Here is a 19,803-nt window from a genome sequence, read left to right on the forward strand (position 1 = left end):
GCTTCAGGATACGTGGCGCCACCGACGAATGGTCTCGGCCGCGTTCCCTTCCGCGTCGCCGGCCAGCCAGGTGATCCGGTGATCGCGGCGGAACCAGGACCGCTGCCGGCGCACGTAGCGCCGGGTGCCGATGAATGTGCGCTCCTGCGCCTCGGCGATCGCGGCGTCGTCGCCACCGGCGTCCAGCGCGGTCAGCACCTGCGCGTAGCCCAGGGCCCGGGACGCCGTCACCCCGTCGCGCAGGCCGCGGGCCCGCAGCGCCACCACCTCGTCGACCAGGCCGGAGGCGAACATCAAATCGGTACGACGCTGCAGCCGGTCATCGAGAACCTCTGTGTCCCAATCCAATCCGACGATAAGGGTGTCCCAGCGCGGGGCGCCGATCTGTGGCGCCGACGCCGCGAACGGCCGGCCGGTCAGTTCGACGACCTCCAGCGCCCGCACGATGCGCCGCGCGTCGGTGTCGAGGATCGACGCGGCAGCCTCGGGATCGACCTGCGCCAGCTCACCGTGCAGGGCCGTGACCCCGACCTCGGCCAGCCGGTCCTCCCACCGGGCCCGCACCCCCGGATCGGTCGCCGGGAACGACCATTCGTCGAGCAGCGCCTGGATGTACATCATCGAGCCGCCGACGATCACCGGCACAGCGCCGCGGGCGGCGATGTCCTCGATGTCGGCCGCGGCGGCGGCCTGGTACTTGGCGACGGTCGCGTTGTCGGTGACCTCGAGGACGTCGAGCTGGTGGTGGACGATGCCGCGCCGTTCGGGCACCGTCAGCTTGGCGGTGCCGATGTCCATGCCGCGGTAGAGCTGCATGGCGTCGGCGTTGACGATCTCGCCGCCCAGTTGTTCGGCGAGATCGAGCGCCAGGGCCGACTTGCCGCTTCCGGTGGGTCCGACGACCGCGATGGGCCTCACTGGGGCGACCCGGCCGGGGTCCAGGTGCCGACGAAGTAGCCGACGCCGTAGGGCGCGCCGCGGTACAGCTCGGTCGCCTTCGGGTCGGGTCCGGCCAGCCCGGCCAGCAGCTGATAGGCGACGCGACCGAGGGCGCCGGACAGGCCGGCGATCGCGGCCACGTCGCCGGTGGCGAGCGCGTCGTCCCACTGCGCTTGTCGCGCAACGGAATCGGGCTCGAAGCCGCCGGGTGCCGCGGCGGTCAGGGTGTTCGCGCCGTCGGCGACCACGAGCACGCCGACGGGATCGGCGGCCGCGTCCAGCTCGCCGCGCAGCACACGGCCGCGCTCGATCGCCACCTCCGGCGCCATGTCGGCGGCGTAGACCCGCACGTCGACGGTCGCACCCGCGTTCACACTCCCCCGCAGCCAGCCGGCGATCAGCGCGCACAGCGGCAGCGGCCGCACCTCGCCGGGCAGGTCCGGCGAGAACGCGACCCGGACGTCGGCGCCGTAACCGGCGAAGGTGCCGGCTGCGTCGGCGGGTACCCGGTCATCCCGCGGGCCGACACCGATCGCCACCCAGCGCGACGGCAGGTCCTGCGCCGCGCACCGCACCGCGGCCGTGAGGTCGGCCAGTTCGACAGCGGCGCCGGACGCCAGTTCAGGCACCAGAATGGGGGCCGACGGGACGATCGCGACATGTGTCAGGCCGGCGCTACGCACGCGTCCACGCTAACGAGTCCGGCAAACGCGTGCGCACACGGCGGGTCGACCTGTTTGAATAGCGAGCGAGTATCAGATGACGGCGCCGCGTCGCGCGGCAGAAGCGTGGGTCACCCCACGCGCGGGCATGAGGAGCACGAGATGACCACCACCGAACCCGGCAACACCCCGAAACCGACTCCTCGGCCCGGTCCGCCGCGCCCCGGTCCCAAGCCGAGCGCCGTTCCGCACCATCCTCCGGCCCCGCCGGTGGCCGCGCCGCCGACGTGCGATCCGCACCGCTTCGGCCGCGTCGACGACGACGGCACGGTGTGGCTGATCACCGGCGCCGGAGAGCGCAAGATCGCGTCGTGGCAGGCCGGCGACGCCGAGGCCGCGTACGCACACTTCGGCCGCCGGTACGACGATCTGAGCACCGAGGTGGCGCTGCTGGAGCACCGGCTCGGCAGCGGCAGTGGCGACGCCCGCAAGATCAAGTCGGCGGCCGCAACGCTCCTGGAATCGCTGCCGGAGGCTTCGGTACTCGGCGATGTCGACGCCCTGACCGCCCGACTGACCACCATCGTCGAGCAGGCCGGCGCCAGCGCGCAGGAGGAGCGGGCCAAGCGCGACGAGCACCGGGCCGCCCAGACCGCCCGCAAGGAAGCCCTGGCCGCCGAGGCCGAGGAGATCGGCGCCAACTCCACACAGTGGAAGGCCAGCGGCGACCGGCTGCGCGCCATCCTCGACGAATGGCGGACCATCACCGGCCTGGACCGCAAGGTCGACGACGCCCTGTGGAAGCGCTACTCGGCGGCCCGCGAGGCGTTCAACCGGCGCCGGGGCTCGCACTTCGCCGAGCTCGACCGCGAGCGGGTCGGCGTGCGGCAGGCCAAGGAGGCGCTGTGTGAGCGCGCCGAGGCACTGTCCGGCTCCACCGACTGGGGCGCCACCGCCGCGACGTTCCGCGACCTGCTGGCGCAGTGGAAGGCCGCGGGCCGCGCTGCCAAGGATGTCGACGACGCACTGTGGAAGCGGTTCAAGGCTGCCCAGGACACGTTCTTCAGCGCCCGCAACGCGGTCAACGCCGAGAAGGACGCCGAGTTCAACGCGAACGCCGACGCCAAGGCCGCGTTGCTGGACGAGGCCGAGAAGATCGACATCAGCGATGTCGACGCCGCGCGCGCGGCCTTCCGGGCCATCGGCGACAAGTGGGACGCCATCGGCAAGGCCTCGCGCGACCGCACCGCTGAGTTGGAGCGCCGGCTGCGGGCTGTCGAGAAGAAGATCCGCGACGCCGCGCAGAGCGGCTGGAGCGACCCGGAGGCGCAGGCCCGGGCCGACCAGTTCCGTGAGCGGGCCGAGCAGTTCGAGCGTCAGGCCGAGAAGGCCGAGGCGGCGGGCAAGGCGAAGGATGCCGAGAAGGCGCGGGCCAGTGCGGCGCAGTGGCGTGAGTGGGCCGACGCCGCGTCCGCGGCGATCAGGAAGTAGCCGCGTCCGCGGCGATCAGGAAGTAGGGCTGTCGGGACCGTCGAGCAGCCCGCGCTTCTGCTGCTCGGCGGTCGATTCGCGGCGCTGCGCCTCGGCGGCCAGTTGCACGGCGGTGCGTGACCACACCACGCGGGCCCAGTGGAACGTCAGCAGGATGACGGCGATCCACGCGAGGTAGAGCCCGAATCCTGGTCCCGGGTACGGCTTGACGACGGTGTTGCGCGACCAGATGGCGAGCATGCCGAGGAAGCACGACACGGCGGACCCGGCCAGCGCGATCCAGGCCAGGCCCCAGCGGCGGGTCAGCAGCGCCAGCATCGAGAAGCCGACGCTGAACACCAGGATCAGCCACACGAACACCCGCGACGGCAGCAGAATCTTCGCGTCGAGGGCGATCTGATCGCCGAGCAACACGTCGAAGCCCTTGACGCCGCCGGTGTGCGGCAGCACGAACGACAGCAGGATCACGAAGACGCAGATCGCCACGACCATGGCGCGGCCGCCCGGATCGATCTCCCGGGCGATGCGCTGTTCGGCGGCGTCGATGTCGTCCTTGAATTCGTCGAATTCGCCGTTCGAGCCGTTCGGCTGGCCGGGCTTGGTGTCGTTCATCGTGAACATCCCTGCTCTACGGGCGTGACGGGGGGCGCGCCGATCTGCGGCATGCCCAGCCCGACGCCGGTGGTGGGTTTGCGGCCCGCAGCGTGCGCGTCGCCCGCGCGGGTGCGGCGGTGGCTGATGATCGGGGTATCGGCGATCAGGTGGTGCGGCGCGGCACCGGTGACGGTCGTGGTCACGATGTCACCGGGACGGATGTCGGCGGCACCGGGGGTGAAGTGCACCAGCCGGCCGTCGCGCGCGCGGCCCGACATTCTCTCGGTGGCCGAATCCTTGCGGCCTTCGCCGGTGGCGACCAGCAGCTCGACCTCGCGGCCGACCTGGGCCAGGTTCTCCTCCCAGGAGATGCGCTCCTGCAACTCGATGAGCCGCATATACCGTTCGGACACAACCTCTTTGGGGAGCTGGTCGGGCAGCTCGGCGGCCGGCGTGCCGGGTCGCTTGGAGTACTGGAAGGTGAAGGCGCTGGAGAAGCGGGCGCGTTCGACCACGTCGAGGGTGGCCTGGAAGTCCTCTTCGGTCTCCCCCGGGAACCCGACGATGATGTCGGTGGTGATGGCCGCATGCGGGATCGCGGCGCGCACCCGCTCGATGATGCCGAGGTACTTCTCGGCGCGGTATGAGCGGCGCATCTCCTTGAGAATGCGGTCCGAACCCGACTGCAGCGGCATGTGCAGCGTCGGGCAGACGTTCGGGGTGGCCGCCATGGCTTCGATGACGTCGTCCGTGAACTCGGCGGGGTGCGGCGAGGTGAACCGGACCCGCTCGAGGCCCTCGATGTCGCCGCAGGCGCGCAGCAGTTTGGCGAATGCGCCGCGGTCACGCTCGATGTCCGTCGACCCGTCCCGGTTCTCACGGAGAAGCTCGGCCCAGGCCGCCGGGTCCTCGCGCAAGCGCTCGTCCGAAGAAAAGGAGACGCCGTACGCGTTGACGTTCTGACCCAGCAGCGTGATCTCCAGGACGCCCTGGTCCACGAGGGACTGCACCTCGGCGAGGATGTCGCCCGGACGCCGGTCGACCTCCTTGCCGCGCAGCGACGGCACGATGCAGAAGGTGCACGTGTTGTTGCAGCCCACCGAGATGGAAACCCAAGCCGCGTAAGAAGATTCACGCGTTGCCGGCAGCGCCGACGGGAATTCCTGGAGGGCCTCGACGATCTCGACCTGGGCTTCGCGGTTGTGGCGGGCACGTTCCAGCAGCACCGGCAGCGAGCCGATGTTGTGCGTGCCGAACACCACGTCGACCCACGGCGCCCTGCTCAGCACCGTGTCTCGGTCCTTCTGCGCCAGGCAACCGCCGACCGCGATCTGCATGTTCGGGTCGGTCTGCTTGCGCGGCGCCAGGTGGCTGATGTTGCCGTAGAGCTTGTTGTCGGCGTTCTCGCGGACCGCGCAGGTGTTGAAGACCACGACATCGGCGTCGTCTCCGTCCTCGGCGCGCCGGTATCCGGCGCCTTCGAGCAGGCCCGCAAGCCGCTCGGAATCGTGGACGTTCATCTGACACCCGTAGGTGCGGACCTGGTAGGTGCGGCCCGCGCCGGAGCCCGTAGCGGACTCCGCGGCGTCAGCTTCCACGTCCGGAGTCGCTGTCGAAATCACGTGCCAATCGTACGGGCGGCGCGGTTTATACCAAATTTGCCGAACGGGTTCCGGGTTTCTGTGAGTGATCCGCGCGGCGTGGCTTACCTGGGTAGTGTCTGTGCGCATGGTCACCGGCGAGCCGTCACCTGCCACCCCGATGATCTCGGTCAAGGGGGTCAACAAGCACTTCGGCGCATTGCATGTGTTGAAGGACATCAATCTCGAAGTCCCGCGCGGACAGGTGGTCGTGCTGCTCGGGCCGTCAGGTTCGGGCAAGTCGACGTTGTGTCGCACCATCAATCGGCTGGAGACCATCGACTCCGGATCGATCCACGTCGACGGTGAGCTCCTGCCCGAAGAGGGCCGCAAGCTGGCGACGCTGCGGTCCGAGGTGGGCATGGTGTTCCAGTCGTTCAACCTGTTCGCGCACAAGACAATTCTCGAGAACGTCACCCTCGCGCCCATGAAGGTGCGGCGGAAGAACAAGGACGAGGCCCGCAAGAAGGGGCTGGAACTGCTGGAGCGGGTCGGGGTCGCCAACCAGGCCGACAAGTACCCGGCACAGCTGTCGGGTGGTCAGCAGCAGCGCGTCGCCATCGCCCGGTCGCTGGCCATGGGCCCGAAGGTCATGCTGTTCGACGAGCCCACCAGCGCACTGGACCCCGAGATGGTCAACGAGGTGCTGTCGGTGATGACCTCGCTGGCGACCGAGGGCATGACCATGATCGTGGTGACGCACGAGATGGGCTTCGCCCGCCGGGCATCGCACCGGGTGGTGTTCATGGCCGACGGCACCATCGTCGAGGACGCCGAGCCCGACGAGTTCTTCACCGCGCCGAAGTCCAACCGGGCCCGGGACTTCCTGGGCAAGATCCTGGACCACTGATCGTGGAACGATCACTCAGGCCACCGCTGACGCGCGCATCGCGCGGTCTTGCCGCGGTCACCGTGCTGATCCTGGCGCTGCTGTCGCTGAGTGCCTGCGGCGCGAACAGCAAGAAGGTCACCATCGGCACCAAGTTCGACCAGCCCGGTCTGGCCGCGAAGAAGCCCGACGGCACGCTGGCGGGCTTCGACATCGACGTCGCGACCTACGTGGCCGGGCAGCTGGGCTACAAACCCGACGACATCGAGTGGAAAGAAGCACCGTCGGGTCAGCGCGAGAACCTGATCCAGAACCACCAGGTCGACTTCATCGCCGCCACCTACTCGATCACCGACGCCCGCAAGCAGAAGGTGTCGTTCGCCGGCCCGTATCTGGTCACCGGCCAGAGCTTGCTGGTGCGCGCCGACAACAACGAGATCACCAGCGTCGAATCGCTGCAGAACCACAAGAAGCTGTGCTCGGTGTCGGGTTCCACTCCGGCACAACGCATCAAGGACAAGTACCCGGGTGTGCAGCTGCAGCAGTACGACACGTACTCGGCGTGCCTGGAGGCGGTGAAGACCGGCGCCATCGACGCGCTCAGCACCGACGAGGTGATCCTGGCCGGCTATGCCGCCCAGACCCCGGGCGCATTCAAACTGGTCGGCAAACCGTTCTCGGTCGAGAAGTACGGCATCGGATTGCTCAAGGGCGACAAGGAATTACGCCAGAAAATCAACGACGCCATCGAGAAGATGCAGAAGACCGGCGCATGGCAGGCCGCGTTCGACCGCAACCTGGGCCCGGCCGGCCTGTCGGCACCGCCGCCTCCCCCGCTGGACACCAACATCGGTGCCGCCGGCGGGGCGAAGCACGTCGATCTGTGGGGCACATACGGCGGGAAGATCGTGAAAGCGTTCTGGACGACCATCCAGCTGACGCTGCTCGCCGCGGTCGGTGCACTGATCCTGGGCACCGTGCTGGCCGCGATGCGGCTGTCGCCGGTGCCGGTGCTGCGCTGGCTGGGTACGGCATACGTCAACGTGGTCCGCAATACGCCGTTGACGCTGATCATCCTCTTCTGTTCGTTCGGCATCGGGAACACCCTGCGCATCACCCTCGTCGATCCGCATTCACCGACGGCTGTGGTGGACAGCAACTTTCGGCTCGCGGCGCTCGGGTTGACGGTCTACACCGCGTCGTTCGTGTGCGAGACACTGCGGTCTGGCGTCAACACCGTGCCGCTGGGCCAGGCCGAGGCCGCCCGCTCGCTGGGCATGAGCTTCGGCCAGAACCTGCGGATGATCCTGCTGCCACAGGCTTTTCGCGCGGTGATCAATCCGCTCGGTTCGGTGCTGATCGCGCTGGTGAAGAACACCACGATCGCCTCGGCCATCGGCGTTGCCGAGGCGGCGCTGCTGATGAAGGAGATGATCGAGAACACCGCGGCGCTGCTGGCGGTCGGCTCGATCTTCGCCGCTGGTTTCGTGGTCCTGACGTTGCCGTTGGGGTTGTTGTTCGGTTGGTTGGGTAAGCGATACGCGGTGGTGCGGTGATGAGCGCTTGCGCGAAGAACGGAGGACTCCGATGAGCGAAGCTTCCGTCCTCTACGACGCCCCGGGTCCGCGGGCGCAGCGGCGCAATCTGTTGTTCGCCGCCGTCATCGTCGCGGTGATCATCGCGATGGCCGGCTGGGTGCTGTGGCAGTTCGAGTCCAAAGGCCAGCTGACCGAAGCGAAGTGGCACCCGTTCCTGACCGCGAACCTGTGGACGACGTACGTGCTGCCCGGTGTGGCCGGCACGTTGACGGCGGCCGCGGTGTCGATCGTGCTGGCGCTGGTGCTGGGTCTGGCGTTGGGCATGGGCCGGTTGTCCGATGCCCGTGGGGTGCGGTGGGCGTCCTCGGTGATCGTCGAGCTCTTCCGCGCCGTCCCGGTCCTGATCATGATGCTGTTCGCCTATTTCCTGTACGCGCTGTACGACGTTTTCCCGTCGCGGCAGCTGGCGCTCGCCGGCGTGATCACCGGTCTGACGCTGTACAACGGCGCGGTGATCGCGGAGATCGTGCGGGCCGGCGTGCACGCGCTGCCTCGCGGACAGCGCGAGGCCGCCGTCGCACTGGGCCTGCGGCCCGGTCAGACGTTGCGGCTGATCCTGCTCCCCCAGGCCGTGACGTCGATGCTGCCGGTGCTGGTGTCCCAGATGGTGGTGGTGCTCAAGGACACCGCGATCGGCTACCAGATCACCTTCGTCGAAATGGTGCGCCAGGGCACGAACATCGGTTCGGCGTACAGCAATTACATCCCGGCGCTACTGGTGATCGCGGCGCTGATGATCAGCCTCAACTTCGCGCTGTCGACATTGGCGACCCGGCTCGAAGCCCGGCTGCGGCAGTCGCGGCGTGCCCCCAAACCGCTGCCGGTGAACGCCGGCGTTCAGGAGGACACGCCGGGTACCCCGGCGGCGTGACGGGGTTCCGGCCAGGCGCGCAGCGCCTGATCGGCGACGGCGTGCAGGTCGTCGCGGTCGGCACCGCCGTTGGCCTGGACCGCCAGACCTTGGCACACCGCCCCGATCCAGCGCGCCAGCAGCTTCGGGTCCGCCCCGGGTAGTTCCCCTACCAGCTGCGCGGCCCGGAATCGTTCGGCCAGCTCGGCGATTCCGGCCTCCCGCAGCCCTGCCAGCTCGGCATGCAGCGCTGTGGCCTCGTCGCCGGCGGCCAGTGCGCTCTGCACCAGCATGCAGCCGCGCGGTCCCGCCGTCCCGGATGACGCGTCGACAGCGCCGTGCACCGTCGCGTATGCGGTTTCCCACGCTGTCGGCCGGGCGAGTGCACGTTCCGCGTAGCCGCCGGGCCCGGCTTGGTAACGACGCACGGCAGCCCGGAAAAGCTCGGCCTTGGAACCGTATTCGGCATACAGACTGCGGCGGTTGACGCCGGTCGCCTCGGTGAGATCGCTGATGGACACCCCGTCGTAGCCGCGTGCCCAGAACAGCCGCATCGCGGTGTCGAGAACCCACTCCGGGTCGAATTCGCGGGGCCTGCCGATCGCCATGAAACCTCCCGATGTGATCTGGGCCATAATTCGGAATGAAGACCCGCTCGAGCGGCTTGTGCTGAGCGTACTTAGTAACCGATCGGTTCGAAAGAATCATTCCACGACTTGGAGAGCTCATGAGCACCACCTCGGAAGCACCACTTGCCGGCCGCCGAGCACTGGTCACCGGCGGTTCCCGCGGCATCGGCGCGGCGACCGTGCGCCGACTCGCCGCCGACGGCGCAGCCGTCGCATTCACCTACCAGTCATCGCCCGATGCCGCGCAAGACCTGGTCGACGAACTCGAAGCCACCGGCGCAAAGGTGGCCGCGATCAAAGCCGACAGTGCCGACGCGCTGGCCGTCGCCGCGGCGGTGGACGAAGCGGCCGAGCGACTCGGCGGCCTGGACATCCTGGTCAACAACGCCGGCGTCGCGCAGGGCGCACCGATCGAGTCGTTCCCGCTGGAAGATTTCGACCGGATGCTGGCGATCAACGTGAAGGCAGTGTTCGCCGCCATTCAGCGCGCCGTGCCGCACCTGGGCGCCGGTGGCCGGATCATCACCATCGGCAGCGTCAACGCCGACCGGGCGCCGATGGCGGGGTTCTCGGTGTACTCGCTGACCAAGGCAGCCGTCGCCGGGCTGACGCGTGGTCTGGTGCGCGAGTTGGGTCCGCGCGGCATCACCATCAACACCATTCAGCCGGGCCCGGTCGCCACCGACATGAATCCCGATGACGGTGACCTCTCCAAGGTGGTCGGCCCGCTGATCGCCGTCGGCCACTACGGGCAGCCGCGCGATATCGCCAGCGCCGTCGCGTACCTCGCCCATCCTGAGTCAGGGTTCATCACAGGTGTCACCTGGAACATCGACGGCGGCTTCGTGATCTGACGCCACCGCCGCAGCAGCTCGCGGGGTTCGCCGCCCCGGTGAACCCCGCGGGCTCGCGCGTCGTGTCCCTGATGGAGGTTCACTCGATCTCGGGAGGCGTCATGAGTGTCGCGGTTCGTGCGTTCACAGCAGTTCCAGCCCCAACCCAGACCGTCGCGGCACTGTGTACCGCGTGCCTGGTTCTCACCGCGGCTCCGTCGCCAGGACGCCCCGGCGCTCATGCGATGCCCGTCCTCACCGAGCCGAGCATCTCGCTGACGGCGCAGCCGCTGCCGTTGCCACTCGATCTGCTCAACCAGCAGGTGATGTTCAACGTCGGGCTGTTCGTCGATTGGGTCACCACCGGTGCCGCACTGTTCCAACGCCAGACGCAGATACCCGGCAATTTCGTCGCGGCCATCGGCAGCGGAACGCCGCCACCCACCGCCGCCGCACAAGCCCTGAGCGCGTTCGCCGACATCGAGTTCGAGGCCGGACGCGATCTCGTCGGGTTCGCCCAGGACATCGCGGTGTTCCAACTCCAGTTCAGGGCCACCACCCTGTCGGCATTTCCACCGTTCAACGCGGGACCCGGTCAGCAATTCGTCGTCGACACCACCGCGTTCGGCCTCAACGTCACCCAACAGATGGCGGACTTCGCACGCGCGGTGATCACGTCCGTGGAGAAGTTCACCCACGCCATGTTGCACACCCCCGTGCCGCTCACCACCGCCGCGAAGCCGGCGGCAGCGACCGACATCCCAAAGACGCTGGTCTCACCGAAAACACCAACGATGCAACAGGATTCAATCATCTCGACGTTCAGCCCGAAGCCGCCCAAGGTCCCGACGCCGCCGAAGAATCCTCGGCAGCCTCTCGACGCGACTGCTGGCGGCGACGATCACCCGCCGGCCGGGCAGTTCACGCCGCCCAAGTTGCCCGCACCCAAGTTCTCGGCGCCGAAGTTCTCGGTGCCCAAGTTCTCGGTGCCGAAGCTGTCTCTGCCCAAGGTTGGGCATCCGCAAGCCAAGGGCTCAGGCAAGGACTAGATGACTAGACCACGCGGCGCTGACGCTCCTGCGCGAGCTGGGTGTTGACCACATCGAAGGCCATGCCCTGGCTGTAGCCGCGGCGCGCCAGCATCGCGACCAACCGCCGAGTCACCTTCATCTCGTCGTCGAGTTTTTCCCGCCGCAGCTTGGCGGCAACCAGTTCCTCGGCGCGTACCCGCCACTCTCCCGCGTCGACACTGTCGAGCGTCTCGGCGATCACGTCGGCGTCGATGCCCTTGGTCCGCAACTCAGAGGCCAAGGCCCGCTTGCCTTTTCCGGCGTTGGTGCGACGCTCCCTGACCCACTGCTCGGCGAAGGCCGCGTCATCGACGAGGCCAACCTCGGTGAGCCGGTCCAGCACCCGGGCGCTGACATCTTCGGCGAAGCCGCGCTTGGTCAGCTGAGTTTCGAGTTCAACCCGGCTGCGCGCCCGGGTGGTGAGCAGACGCAGGCACACATCCCGCGCCTGCTCCTCACGCCGCTGCGGCTGCGCCGGCTCGGTCTCAGAAGTCGACCGGGGCGGGAAGGACGTCATCAGCCGCACCATCGGTCAGCACCGCACCGATGCCGAGCTTCTCCTTGATCTTCTTCTCGATCTCGTTGGCGGCATCCACGTTCTGCAGCAGGTAGTTGCGGGCGTTCTCCTTGCCCTGCCCCAGCTGCTCGCCGTCGTAGGTGAACCACGAACCCGACTTACGGATGAAGCCGTGCTCGACACCCATGTCGATGAGCGAGCCCTCACGCGAGATGCCGCGGCCGTAGAGGATGTCGAACTCGGCCTGCTTGAACGGCGGCGCCACCTTGTTCTTGACGATCTTGACGCGGGTGCGGTTACCGACCGCGTCGGTGCCGTCCTTGAGCGTCTCGATACGGCGCACGTCCATACGCACCGAGGCGTAGAACTTCAAAGCCTTACCACCCGTGGTGGTTTCAGGCGAACCGAACATGACGCCGATCTTCTCGCGCAGCTGGTTGATGAAGATGGCGGTGGTACCGGAGTTGTTCAGCGCACCGGTCATCTTGCGCAGCGCCTGGCTCATCAGGCGGGCCTGCAGACCGACGTGGCTGTCACCCATCTCGCCCTCGATCTCGGCGCGCGGCACCAGGGCGGCGACCGAGTCGATGACCAGGATGTCGATGGCGCCGGAACGCACCAGCATGTCGGCGATCTCCAGCGCCTGCTCACCGGTGTCGGGCTGCGAGACCAGCAGTGCGTCGGTGTCGACACCGAGCTTCTTGGCGTACTCGGGGTCCAGCGCGTGCTCGGCGTCGATGAACGCCGCGATGCCGCCGGCCGCCTGGGCGTTGGCCACGGCATGCAGGGCCACCGTGGTCTTACCCGAGGATTCCGGGCCGTAGATCTCGATGACGCGGCCGCGCGGCAGACCGCCGATACCGAGGGCGACATCCAGGGCGATGGATCCGGTCGGGATGACCGAAATCGGCTGGCGGGTCTCTTCTCCCAGCCGCATCACCGAGCCCTTGCCGAAGCTCTTGTCGATCTGTGCCAGCGCGAGCTCGAGTGCCTTCTCGCGATCCGGGGCCTGTGCTGCCATGGGGGTCTCCATCCTCGTGGGTGTCCGTTGATCGGGTTTCCGATCGGTTGGCCGTGACGCTAGCGGCGGGGTCCGACAAAAAAATTCGCGTCGGTCGCGTTCCAGCCGTTCGAACTGGCACCACAGTAGGACGAACAGATGTTCGACTTCAAGCAGACACGCCGATCAATGACCCATGGCGCGGCGATTGACCTCCCGCATCAGCCAGGACGGTGTGAAATCCGATATCGCCATGAACGCCCTGGCCTGCAACCCGACCGCGTGGTGCGGTCCGTGCGGCAGCAGCGGCTTGCTCTCGACGGTCTTCAGGACCGAATCGGCGACATCTTCCGCGGTCAGGGACACTCCGAGGGCTCGCGTGCTCTTGGTGTCCACCCCCGACACCATGTCGGTGGCGACGAACAGCGGCCAGACCGCGCTGACCTTGATGTCATCGGCGGCCCACTCCAGCTCGAGCGCCTCGGTGAGGCCCCGGATCGCGAACTTCGACGCCGAGTACGCGGCCAGTTCGGCCTGACCGTAGATGGCCGACGCGGAACAGAGGTTGACCACCTGGGCCCCACGTGTCGAGCGCAGATACGGATACGCGAGGTAGCAGCCGTTCATGGTGCCGCCGACGTTCACGTCGACGATCTTGCGCTGCTCCGCCAATGGGATATCCATGAAGTTGCCCGAGCTCAGGATGCCGGCGTTGTTGACGAGGACGTCCAGCCGCCCGCCGGTCACTTCCGTCAGCTCCCCCAGCCTCGTGGTCCAGGCGTCGGCATCCTCGACGTTCAGCGTGTCGACGACCGCTTCCGGCCGCAACTGGGCACGGAGTTCGTCGAGCGCGGCCTGGTTGCGTCCGTAGGCGGCAACGCGATATCCCGCACGGTCGAAGCGCAGCGCCGTCGCGCGTCCGATTCCAGCTGTCGCACCTGTGATCACAACGGTTTTCATGGCTACTCCTCAGACGGTCACTGCGAACGCTGACGCCGCAGGCCCAGCATTCTCATCAAGGCCAGGGCCCGCAGACCGGCAGCGGGGGCCACATCGCTGCCGCGAGCGATCAGACCACGCCAGCGCGGCACCACCCGGAAGATCTGGCGGGAGTCCATCAGTTCCAGGGCGGCGCGGGCGATGTCTTCCGCAGCAAGCGGTTTCGGGCCCGAGAACAGCAGGGCCGCACCGGGATCATGGGCCCGCGAGGTGACCATCTCGGTGTTCACCACGTCAGGACACAGCGCGCGGGCGCGGATCGGCAGACCGGCGTTCTGCAGCTCGCCCTGCAGCGACGTGGTGTACGACAGCACGGCGGCCTTGCTCGCGGCGTACACCGCCAGACCCGGCACCGGCGTCAGCGCCGAGATCGAGGCGATGTTGAGGATGACGCCGCCGCGCGCACCCATGGCGTTGACGGCCGCCATGCACCCCGCCATCATGCCGCGGACGTTGACGTCGAGGGTCTGGACGACATGCTCGGCGGGCTGCTCCCAGGAGTTCCCGGCATGGAGCACCCCGGCGTTGTTGACCCACACCGCAATTCGGCCCTCCTGCGCCGCCAGCGCGGCGACGGCTTCGTGGCCCGCGACGTCACGCACATCCTGGGCGACGCCCCACGCGCCGCGCCCGACTGTCTCGGCGGCACGTTGCGCGGCGTCTCCGTCGACGTCGGTGATGAGGACGCGGTGCCCTTGTGCGGCAAGGGCACTGGCGATGGCCAGGCCGATCCCCCGACCGGCCCCGGTGACAACAGCAACGGTGGCACTCAACGGCCATCCTCCTCGGTAGTGGAATCCCTAACCGAAGAACGCTAACGGCACCGGACAGTCCGGCACCATGTCGTCGCCCGACAAACACCGTGGGGTGACTGGTTGTCCGAGACTAAAAAGCTCTGCTCACCACTGATCGCGCGGGACGTCGAAGTCCGCGCACAGGGCCCGCCAGACATCGCGGGGATCGACACCGGCTTCGATCGCTTGTGCCGGGGTACGACCGCCGAGAACGGCCAGCACGTGGTCAGACACCAAGGCAGCACCGCGCGCCGCACCGAACTGCTCTTCGACCAGCAGGGTGAATTCGGTCAGTCGCACCGCACCAACCTACTCAGCACCGCCGCCCAGCGCCGCGCGGCACACGGCCACCGGGTCGGCGACGTCGCCTCCGGTCCGGCCCACGCGGCGGGCCGCCTCCCGGTACGACGGTGTCGCCAGCACGCGGCCGACGGTCGCCGTCAGCGCTTCCGGGGTCAACGGCCGGATCAGCTCACCACTGCCCTGCCGCACAACCCGATTGGCGATCTCCCACTGGTCGCCGCCACCGGGCACCACCACCAGCGGCACCCCGGCCAGCAGCGTCTTGGACACGATCCCGTGGCCGCTGCCGCAGATCATGACGTCGGCCTGCTTGAGCAGTTCATCCTGCCGCCCGAGCCCGACCGCGGCCCACGGCGGCACCGGCGCATCGGCGCCGCGCAGCCGCGAGACGACGACGCGGGCGCCGTCGGGCAGCGTCTGTCCCGGGATCAGCGTCTCCAGCGCCAGGTCGTCCAGGCCCTGCATCCCCGTCATCGCGGTCGACGGCGCCACCACCACGACCGGTCCCGAACCGGGCGGGACATCCAGCACTGCCATCGTCGGCTCGAAGTGCAATGGCCCCACGACGACGGCCTCGGCCGGCCAATCCGGGCGCGGCACCTCCAGCCCCGGCAGCGTCGCGATCAGCCGCCGCGCCGGCCCGGGATCGGTGGCGGGCAAGCCGATTCCGACGCGCGCCGCGGACCGCTGCCGGTTCCCCTGACGCACCGAACGAGCCGTGAGGAACCGCAGCACCGAGTCCCGCAAGCGGCCGCGCACGCCGGCGCCGGGCGCCAGCCCACTGCCCAGCGGCGGCAGTCCCTTCGACGGCAGGTACAGCGGGTGCGGCGTCAGCTCGACCCATGGCAGGCCCATCAATTCGGCGGCCATCCCGCCGCACACCGTGATGACATCGGACACGATCAGGTCGGGCGCGAGGTCCCGCAACGCCGGCTCATTGAGGACCGCCATCCGCGCGGCGCGCTGATGGATCTTGGCGCCCGAGTCGAGGTCGTCGTCGCCGTCCTCGGGGTCCAGGCCGAGCAGTTCCCGCGCGTCGACGCCCGCCTCCCGGGCGGTGTCGAGCCATTGCCGGCCGGTGAACAGCACCGGGTGGTCACCGGCCGCCCGGAACCGAAGGCACAGCGCGATGGCCGGAAAGGCATGGCCGGGGTCCGGCCCGGCAACCACGGCGACGCGCATCGGGTCACCTTGTCACACCGGCCCCTGTGCACCGGCGGGCAGGCGCATTACCGTGGGCCCTATGACACAGAGCACGCCGGCATTGACCCAGACCAACGCCGAGATCGTCGAATCCTTCCTCTACGCCCTGCAGGCCGAGGACATGGACACCGCCGACCGCCTGCTCGACGACAACCTCGTCTACGAGAACGTCGGGCTGCCAACCATCCACGGCCGCACCCGCGCGATGAAGCTGTTCCGCCCCATGAAGAAGAGCCCCGTCAGTTTCGAGGTCAAGTTCCACCGCATCGTCGGCGAGGGTACGACGGTGCTCAACGAGCGCACCGACGCGCTGGTCATCGGACCTGTGCGCCTGCAATTCTGGGTGTGCGGCGTGTTCGAGGTGCACGACGGCCGGATCACGCTGTGGCGCGACTACTTCGACATGTTCGACATGGCCAAGGCCACGGTGCGCGGTCTGCTCGGCGCCGCCATCCCGGCCCTGCGCCCGACCATGTAGCCACCGGTAAAATCGGCCACCATGGCCAACGACAATCGCCCGAAGCCCAGCGCCTGGCAGTACATCAAGTACAGCTACGGCGGTCGGCTGCCCGACTCGATGCGGGCGTGGGTGACCGAGGACCTCATCGGCGAGGGCGCGACGCTGCGTGTGGTCATCCGCATGTTCATCCCGGCGTTCCTGATCCTGATTCCGATCTGGTTCCTGCCCGAGCTGCTCGGTATCACGGGCGGCTCGGACCTGATCATCCGGCTCAGCGCGACGGTGCCCATCCTGATTCCGGTGATCTACTTCTCGCACGCGCTGAACAAGATCTGGCGCCGCCACATGCTGGTCAAGAACGGCATCGACCCGAAACTGCTCGAGCAGTCGCTGCGGCAGAAGAACGCCCACATCCACGCGGCCTATGAGGAGCGATACGGCCGCCGGACCGATGACGGCACCGGCAGCTCCACCACGATCTAGTCGTCAGGCGTGGCGCAGGCGTCCCAGCTCGTCGAAGGCCTGGGCCCAGGCACTGAGCCGGTCGGTGGCCGCGACCAGTTCGCTGCGGTAGCGCTGTTCGGACATCGACCGGGCGGAACCCGCGCCGCTGTTCGCCGCCGACACCAATTGCGCTGCGGCCGTGGCGATGTCGCTGTACTGTCGAACGCCGGCTTCGAGTTGGGCCGTGTAGGCCTTGATGGTCGGGGCGAGATGCGCCCGGGACTGCGGCACCGAACCTGCCGCGCGTTCCATCGCGACGACTTCCCCGGCGGTACCGGCCAGCGCCGCGGCCGATACGTTGGCCGCGGCGGTCACCTCGGCGATCTCCGCCGCGGGCAGCAACTCGCCGCGCTGGATCACGCTCAGCAGTGAGTACAGGCCGCGTTCGGCCGACGCCAGGGTCTCCATGGGCCGCCGCGCCGCCGAGCTTCTGGGCGGGAGCGACCGGGACGTCCGGGCCGGCGGCAGGGGCTCGCCGCGCAACCACCGGTAGCGCAGGAAGCACAGGGTGGCCAGGAAAGCGGCGCCGCCGGCGATGGGACCGGTGATGATCAGCACCCAGAACGGCGTGCTCCAGGCTGCCAGGAGCGCCGTCAGCCCGATCCAGAAAGCGGCGGCACCGGCGAACAGCCAGCCCAGTCGCAGCGCCCAGCGCCGCTTGCGCAGCAGCCGGGCCCGCGGGTCGGCGGCCGCGCCGAGGCGCTGGGCCACCAGGTCGGACAATTCGGCGGCGGTGTCGATGCTGCGTTGCAGGACCGCCTGCCAGCCCCGGGTCTCCCCGCGACGGCCGGTCGACTGGGCGTTCACCGCTGCCCCCTCACATCTCGAAAGTTACTGCGACAGTGGGTTTTCCGGAGCCGGATTGGCTGCCGGAGCCGCGGGAGTGGCGGGCGCAGCGGCACCGCCGGACGGCAGGGAGTTGCCCTGCATCGACGCGCGGATCTGCTCCAGGCGCGAATGCCCGGCCATCTGCACGCTGGCCTGCTGGACCTCCATCATGCGGCCCTGAACCGAATTCTGCGCCAGCTCGGCAGAGCCCATGGCGTTGGCGTAGCGGCGCTCGATCTTGTCGCGCACCTCGTCGAGGCTGGGCGTGTTGCCCGGCGCGGCGATCTCCGTCATGGAGCGCAGCGAGGCGCTGACCTGCTCCTGCATCTTGGCCTGCTCGAGCTGCGACAGCAGCTTGGTGCGCTCGGCGATCTTCTGCTGCAGCACCATGGCGTTCTGCTCGACGGCCTTCTTGGCCTGGGTGGCGGCCTGCAGCGACTGGTCGTGCAGTGCCTTGAGGTCCTCGACGCTCTGCTCGGAAGTCACCAGCTGGGCGGCGAAGGCCTCGGCGGCGTTGTTGTACTCGGTGGCCTTGGCGACGTCGCCGGCCGCGGTGGCCTGGTCGGCCAGGGTCAGCGCCTGACGGACGTTGGCCTGCAGCTTCTCGATGTCGGCGAGCTGACGGTTGAGACGCATCTCGAGCTGGCGCTGGTTGCCGATCACCGAGGCAGCCTGCTGCGTCAGGGCCTGGTGCTGACGCTGGGCCTCCTCGATCGCCTGCTGAATCTGCACCTTCGGGTCGGCGTATTCGTCAACCTTGGAGCTGAACAGCGCCATGAGGTACTTCCAGGCTTTGACAAAGGGATTGGCCATGAGATCGGTCCGCCTTCGTGTCGTTCGTTGATTCGGGATCGGTTGTCAGGTTGCCGGCCACAGCGGTGGCAGCGCGTCTACAGCCAACCTAGTGGGTATGGACAGCCGGACGCAGCCCGCATGCAGGATTACGGCGCGGCGAGTGCCACCCGCGTCTTGCTGCGGTTCAGGCCCAGGCGACTCAGGCAACCGCCATGGCGAGATGCTGCGGGATGACGACCTTGGTGGCGACATCGATGTTGGCCACCGTGCGGTCGGCCTCGGCGCGCTCGGTATGCAGCATCTGCTCGGCGGCGTCGGCCAGCACCTGGGACAGCGGCACCTCGAGGGCGCCGCAGATGGCACCGAGCAGTTCACTCGAGGGTTCCTTGCGGCCCCGCTCGACCTCGGACAGATAACCCAGGCTCACCCGAGCACCGTCGGACACCTCGCGCAGTGTGCGTCCCTGCCCGGTACGGGCCTGACGCAGCACGTCGCCGATGACCTCACGCAGTAATGTCGTCATCGCGTTTCCCTTCGCCCTGAAGTAACAGCAGCCGCGCAGCCCGGCCGGACCACCCGTTCTACACGGTCTTGTAGGCACCAACGCGGCGACGCACCGCTTTGGTTCCCGAGCGGATGAATCAGGGCCGGCGAAACGCCGAGACGGCGTAGTCGATGCCGGTCAGCACGGTCAGCACCACCGCGGCCCACATGAACACCCAGGCGGTGGTCAGCCACGGCGCGGGCCAGGCATGCAGGGGCAGGATGAACAATCCGATCGCCACGGCCTGCACCAATGTCTTGAGCTTGCCGCCACGGCTGGCGGGAATGACGCCGCGCCGGATCACCGCGAACCGCAACAGCGTCACTGCGAGCTCGCGGGCCAGGATCACGACCGTGATCCACCACGGCAGGTCGCCGAGCATCGACAGCCCGATCAGCGCGGCACCGATCAGGGCCTTGTCGGCGATGGGATCGGCCAGCTTGCCGAATTCGGTGACCATGTCGAAGCTGCGGGCGATCTCGCCGTCGAACCGGTCGGTGATGACGGCTGCCGCGAACACGACGAAAGCGGCGATCCGCCAACGGGTTTCGTGACCGTCACCGACGAAGAGCGCCGCCAGGAACACAGGCACCAGCACGATGCGCAGGCCGGTCAGCAGATTGGCGATGTTCGCCACGCCGGCGCGTGAGGCGCGCGGATCGGTATCTGACTGGCCTGTCACCGACACAGCTTATCCGGTCACCTACCGGGCCATACGCAG

The 19,803-nt window shown here is 68.5% G+C and carries 23 protein-coding genes and 1 pseudogene; 9 read left to right on the plus strand and 15 right to left on the minus strand.

What is annotated here, in order from left to right:
• Positions 1-3 precede the first annotated feature (3 nt).
• Both miaA and QRN63_RS25815 read right to left on the minus strand, forming a co-directional pair.
• Positions 4-918 (minus strand): tRNA (adenosine(37)-N6)-dimethylallyltransferase MiaA, encoded by a 915-nt coding sequence (gene miaA / locus QRN63_RS25810; RefSeq protein WP_285033721.1) that lies wholly within the window; start codon positions 916-918, stop codon positions 4-6.
• Positions 915-1,622: a class III extradiol ring-cleavage dioxygenase family protein gene (locus QRN63_RS25815; RefSeq protein WP_285033722.1), complete on the minus strand. Its 708-nt coding sequence runs from the start codon at positions 1,620-1,622 to the stop codon at positions 915-917. The genes miaA and QRN63_RS25815 overlap by 4 nt, the downstream gene beginning before the upstream one ends.
• Before the next feature lie 141 nt (positions 1,623-1,763).
• On the opposite strand from QRN63_RS25815, the gene QRN63_RS25820 reads away from it, so the two are divergent.
• Entirely contained in the window at positions 1,764-3,092 is a 1,329-nt protein-coding gene (locus QRN63_RS25820) for a DUF349 domain-containing protein (protein ID WP_285033723.1), read from the plus strand.
• A gap of 15 nt (positions 3,093-3,107) precedes the next feature.
• Here the strand turns inward: QRN63_RS25820 and QRN63_RS25825 are convergent, their stop codons facing one another.
• Both QRN63_RS25825 and QRN63_RS25830 read right to left on the minus strand, forming a co-directional pair.
• The gene (locus QRN63_RS25825; RefSeq protein WP_267317099.1) at positions 3,108-3,713 is read right to left on the minus strand and encodes an Rv2732c family membrane protein; all 606 of its coding nucleotides are present in this window, start codon (positions 3,711-3,713) and stop codon (positions 3,108-3,110) included.
• Positions 3,701-5,284, minus strand: coding sequence for a MiaB/RimO family radical SAM methylthiotransferase (locus QRN63_RS25830; RefSeq protein ID WP_267317977.1), 1,584 nt, complete (start codon positions 5,282-5,284; stop codon positions 3,701-3,703). Before QRN63_RS25830 ends, QRN63_RS25825 begins: the two co-directional genes overlap by 13 nt.
• 163 nt (positions 5,285-5,447) lie before the next feature.
• Between QRN63_RS25830 and QRN63_RS25835 the strand changes: the two genes are divergently transcribed.
• The 4 genes and pseudogenes from QRN63_RS25835 to QRN63_RS25850 all read left to right on the plus strand — a co-directional run bounded on the left by QRN63_RS25835 (position 5,448) and on the right by QRN63_RS25850 (position 8,624).
• Entirely contained in the window at positions 5,448-6,176 is a 729-nt protein-coding gene (locus QRN63_RS25835; RefSeq protein ID WP_267317976.1) for an amino acid ABC transporter ATP-binding protein, read from the plus strand.
• A 62-nt stretch (positions 6,177-6,238) separates the two neighbouring features.
• A pseudogene (locus QRN63_RS25840) lies at positions 6,239-6,997 on the plus strand (glutamate ABC transporter substrate-binding protein); the annotation flags it as partial.
• A 39-nt stretch (positions 6,998-7,036) separates the two neighbouring features.
• Positions 7,037-7,711, plus strand: coding sequence for an amino acid ABC transporter permease (locus tag QRN63_RS25845; protein ID WP_267317975.1), 675 nt, complete (start codon positions 7,037-7,039; stop codon positions 7,709-7,711).
• A 31-nt stretch (positions 7,712-7,742) separates the two neighbouring features.
• Positions 7,743-8,624: an amino acid ABC transporter permease gene (locus tag QRN63_RS25850; protein ID WP_285033724.1), complete on the plus strand. Its 882-nt coding sequence runs from the start codon at positions 7,743-7,745 to the stop codon at positions 8,622-8,624.
• Here the strand turns inward: QRN63_RS25850 and QRN63_RS25855 are convergent.
• Complete coding sequence (locus QRN63_RS25855) at positions 8,591-9,211, minus strand: TetR/AcrR family transcriptional regulator (protein WP_285033725.1); 621 nt, start codon at positions 9,209-9,211, stop codon at positions 8,591-8,593. The two genes, QRN63_RS25850 and QRN63_RS25855, sit on opposite strands and share 34 nt — an antisense overlap.
• A gap of 119 nt (positions 9,212-9,330) precedes the next feature.
• On the opposite strand from QRN63_RS25855, the gene QRN63_RS25860 reads away from it, so the two are divergent.
• Positions 9,331-10,086, plus strand: a complete 756-nt coding sequence (locus QRN63_RS25860) for an SDR family oxidoreductase (RefSeq protein ID WP_285033726.1) — start codon at positions 9,331-9,333, stop codon at positions 10,084-10,086.
• A gap of 101 nt (positions 10,087-10,187) precedes the next feature.
• Positions 10,188-11,114, plus strand: coding sequence for a hypothetical protein (locus QRN63_RS25865; RefSeq protein ID WP_285033727.1), 927 nt, complete (start codon positions 10,188-10,190; stop codon positions 11,112-11,114).
• A 4-nt stretch (positions 11,115-11,118) separates the two neighbouring features.
• Here QRN63_RS25865 and recX read toward each other — a convergent pair whose 3' ends face one another.
• The 6 genes from recX to QRN63_RS25895 all read right to left on the minus strand — a co-directional run bounded on the left by recX (position 11,119) and on the right by QRN63_RS25895 (position 15,930).
• Positions 11,119-11,652, minus strand: a complete 534-nt coding sequence (gene recX / locus QRN63_RS25870) for a recombination regulator RecX (RefSeq protein ID WP_267317094.1) — start codon at positions 11,650-11,652, stop codon at positions 11,119-11,121.
• Complete coding sequence (recA, locus tag QRN63_RS25875) at positions 11,621-12,673, minus strand: recombinase RecA (protein WP_020101876.1); 1,053 nt, start codon at positions 12,671-12,673, stop codon at positions 11,621-11,623. Before recA ends, recX begins: the two co-directional genes overlap by 32 nt.
• Before the next feature lie 165 nt (positions 12,674-12,838).
• A complete protein-coding gene (locus QRN63_RS25880; RefSeq protein ID WP_267317093.1) occupies positions 12,839-13,612 on the minus strand; it encodes an SDR family oxidoreductase in 774 nt (257 codons plus the stop codon).
• A 17-nt stretch (positions 13,613-13,629) separates the two neighbouring features.
• Positions 13,630-14,424, minus strand: a complete 795-nt coding sequence (locus QRN63_RS25885; RefSeq protein ID WP_267317092.1) for an SDR family NAD(P)-dependent oxidoreductase — start codon at positions 14,422-14,424, stop codon at positions 13,630-13,632.
• A gap of 126 nt (positions 14,425-14,550) precedes the next feature.
• Entirely contained in the window at positions 14,551-14,745 is a 195-nt protein-coding gene (locus QRN63_RS25890) for a DUF3046 domain-containing protein (protein WP_267317091.1), read from the minus strand.
• Positions 14,746-14,754: 9 nt separating this feature from the next.
• On the minus strand, positions 14,755-15,930 hold the full coding sequence (locus QRN63_RS25895) for a glycosyltransferase (RefSeq protein WP_285033728.1): 1,176 nt from the start codon (positions 15,928-15,930) through the stop codon (positions 14,755-14,757).
• A 61-nt stretch (positions 15,931-15,991) separates the two neighbouring features.
• Between QRN63_RS25895 and QRN63_RS25900 the strand changes: the two genes are divergently transcribed.
• Positions 15,992-16,429, plus strand: a complete 438-nt coding sequence (locus QRN63_RS25900) for a limonene-1,2-epoxide hydrolase family protein (protein ID WP_267317089.1) — start codon at positions 15,992-15,994, stop codon at positions 16,427-16,429.
• A 21-nt stretch (positions 16,430-16,450) separates the two neighbouring features.
• The gene (locus tag QRN63_RS25905; RefSeq protein WP_267317088.1) at positions 16,451-16,894 is read left to right on the plus strand and encodes a DUF5313 domain-containing protein; all 444 of its coding nucleotides are present in this window, start codon (positions 16,451-16,453) and stop codon (positions 16,892-16,894) included.
• 3 nt (positions 16,895-16,897) lie between these two features.
• Here the strand turns inward: QRN63_RS25905 and pspM are convergent, their stop codons facing one another.
• The 4 genes from pspM to pgsA all read right to left on the minus strand — a co-directional run bounded on the left by pspM (position 16,898) and on the right by pgsA (position 19,764).
• Positions 16,898-17,722, minus strand: a complete 825-nt coding sequence (gene pspM, locus QRN63_RS25910) for a phage shock envelope stress response protein PspM (RefSeq protein WP_285033729.1) — start codon at positions 17,720-17,722, stop codon at positions 16,898-16,900.
• 24 nt (positions 17,723-17,746) lie between these two features.
• Positions 17,747-18,556 carry a phage shock protein PspA gene (pspA, locus tag QRN63_RS25915; protein ID WP_267317086.1) on the minus strand — a complete coding sequence of 270 codons (810 nt, stop codon included), beginning with the start codon at positions 18,554-18,556 and terminating at the stop codon, positions 17,747-17,749.
• Between the two features lie 181 nt (positions 18,557-18,737).
• Positions 18,738-19,061: a transcriptional regulator ClgR gene (gene clgR / locus QRN63_RS25920; protein ID WP_043393801.1), complete on the minus strand. Its 324-nt coding sequence runs from the start codon at positions 19,059-19,061 to the stop codon at positions 18,738-18,740.
• 118 nt (positions 19,062-19,179) lie between these two features.
• On the minus strand, positions 19,180-19,764 hold the full coding sequence (pgsA, locus tag QRN63_RS25925; RefSeq protein ID WP_285033730.1) for a CDP-diacylglycerol--glycerol-3-phosphate 3-phosphatidyltransferase: 585 nt from the start codon (positions 19,762-19,764) through the stop codon (positions 19,180-19,182).
• Between the last annotated feature and the right edge of the window lie 39 nt (positions 19,765-19,803).

Source organism: Mycolicibacterium sp. lyk4-40-TYG-92, from assembly GCF_030209435.1.
In the GTDB taxonomy this organism is placed as follows: domain Bacteria; phylum Actinomycetota; class Actinomycetes; order Mycobacteriales; family Mycobacteriaceae; genus Mycobacterium.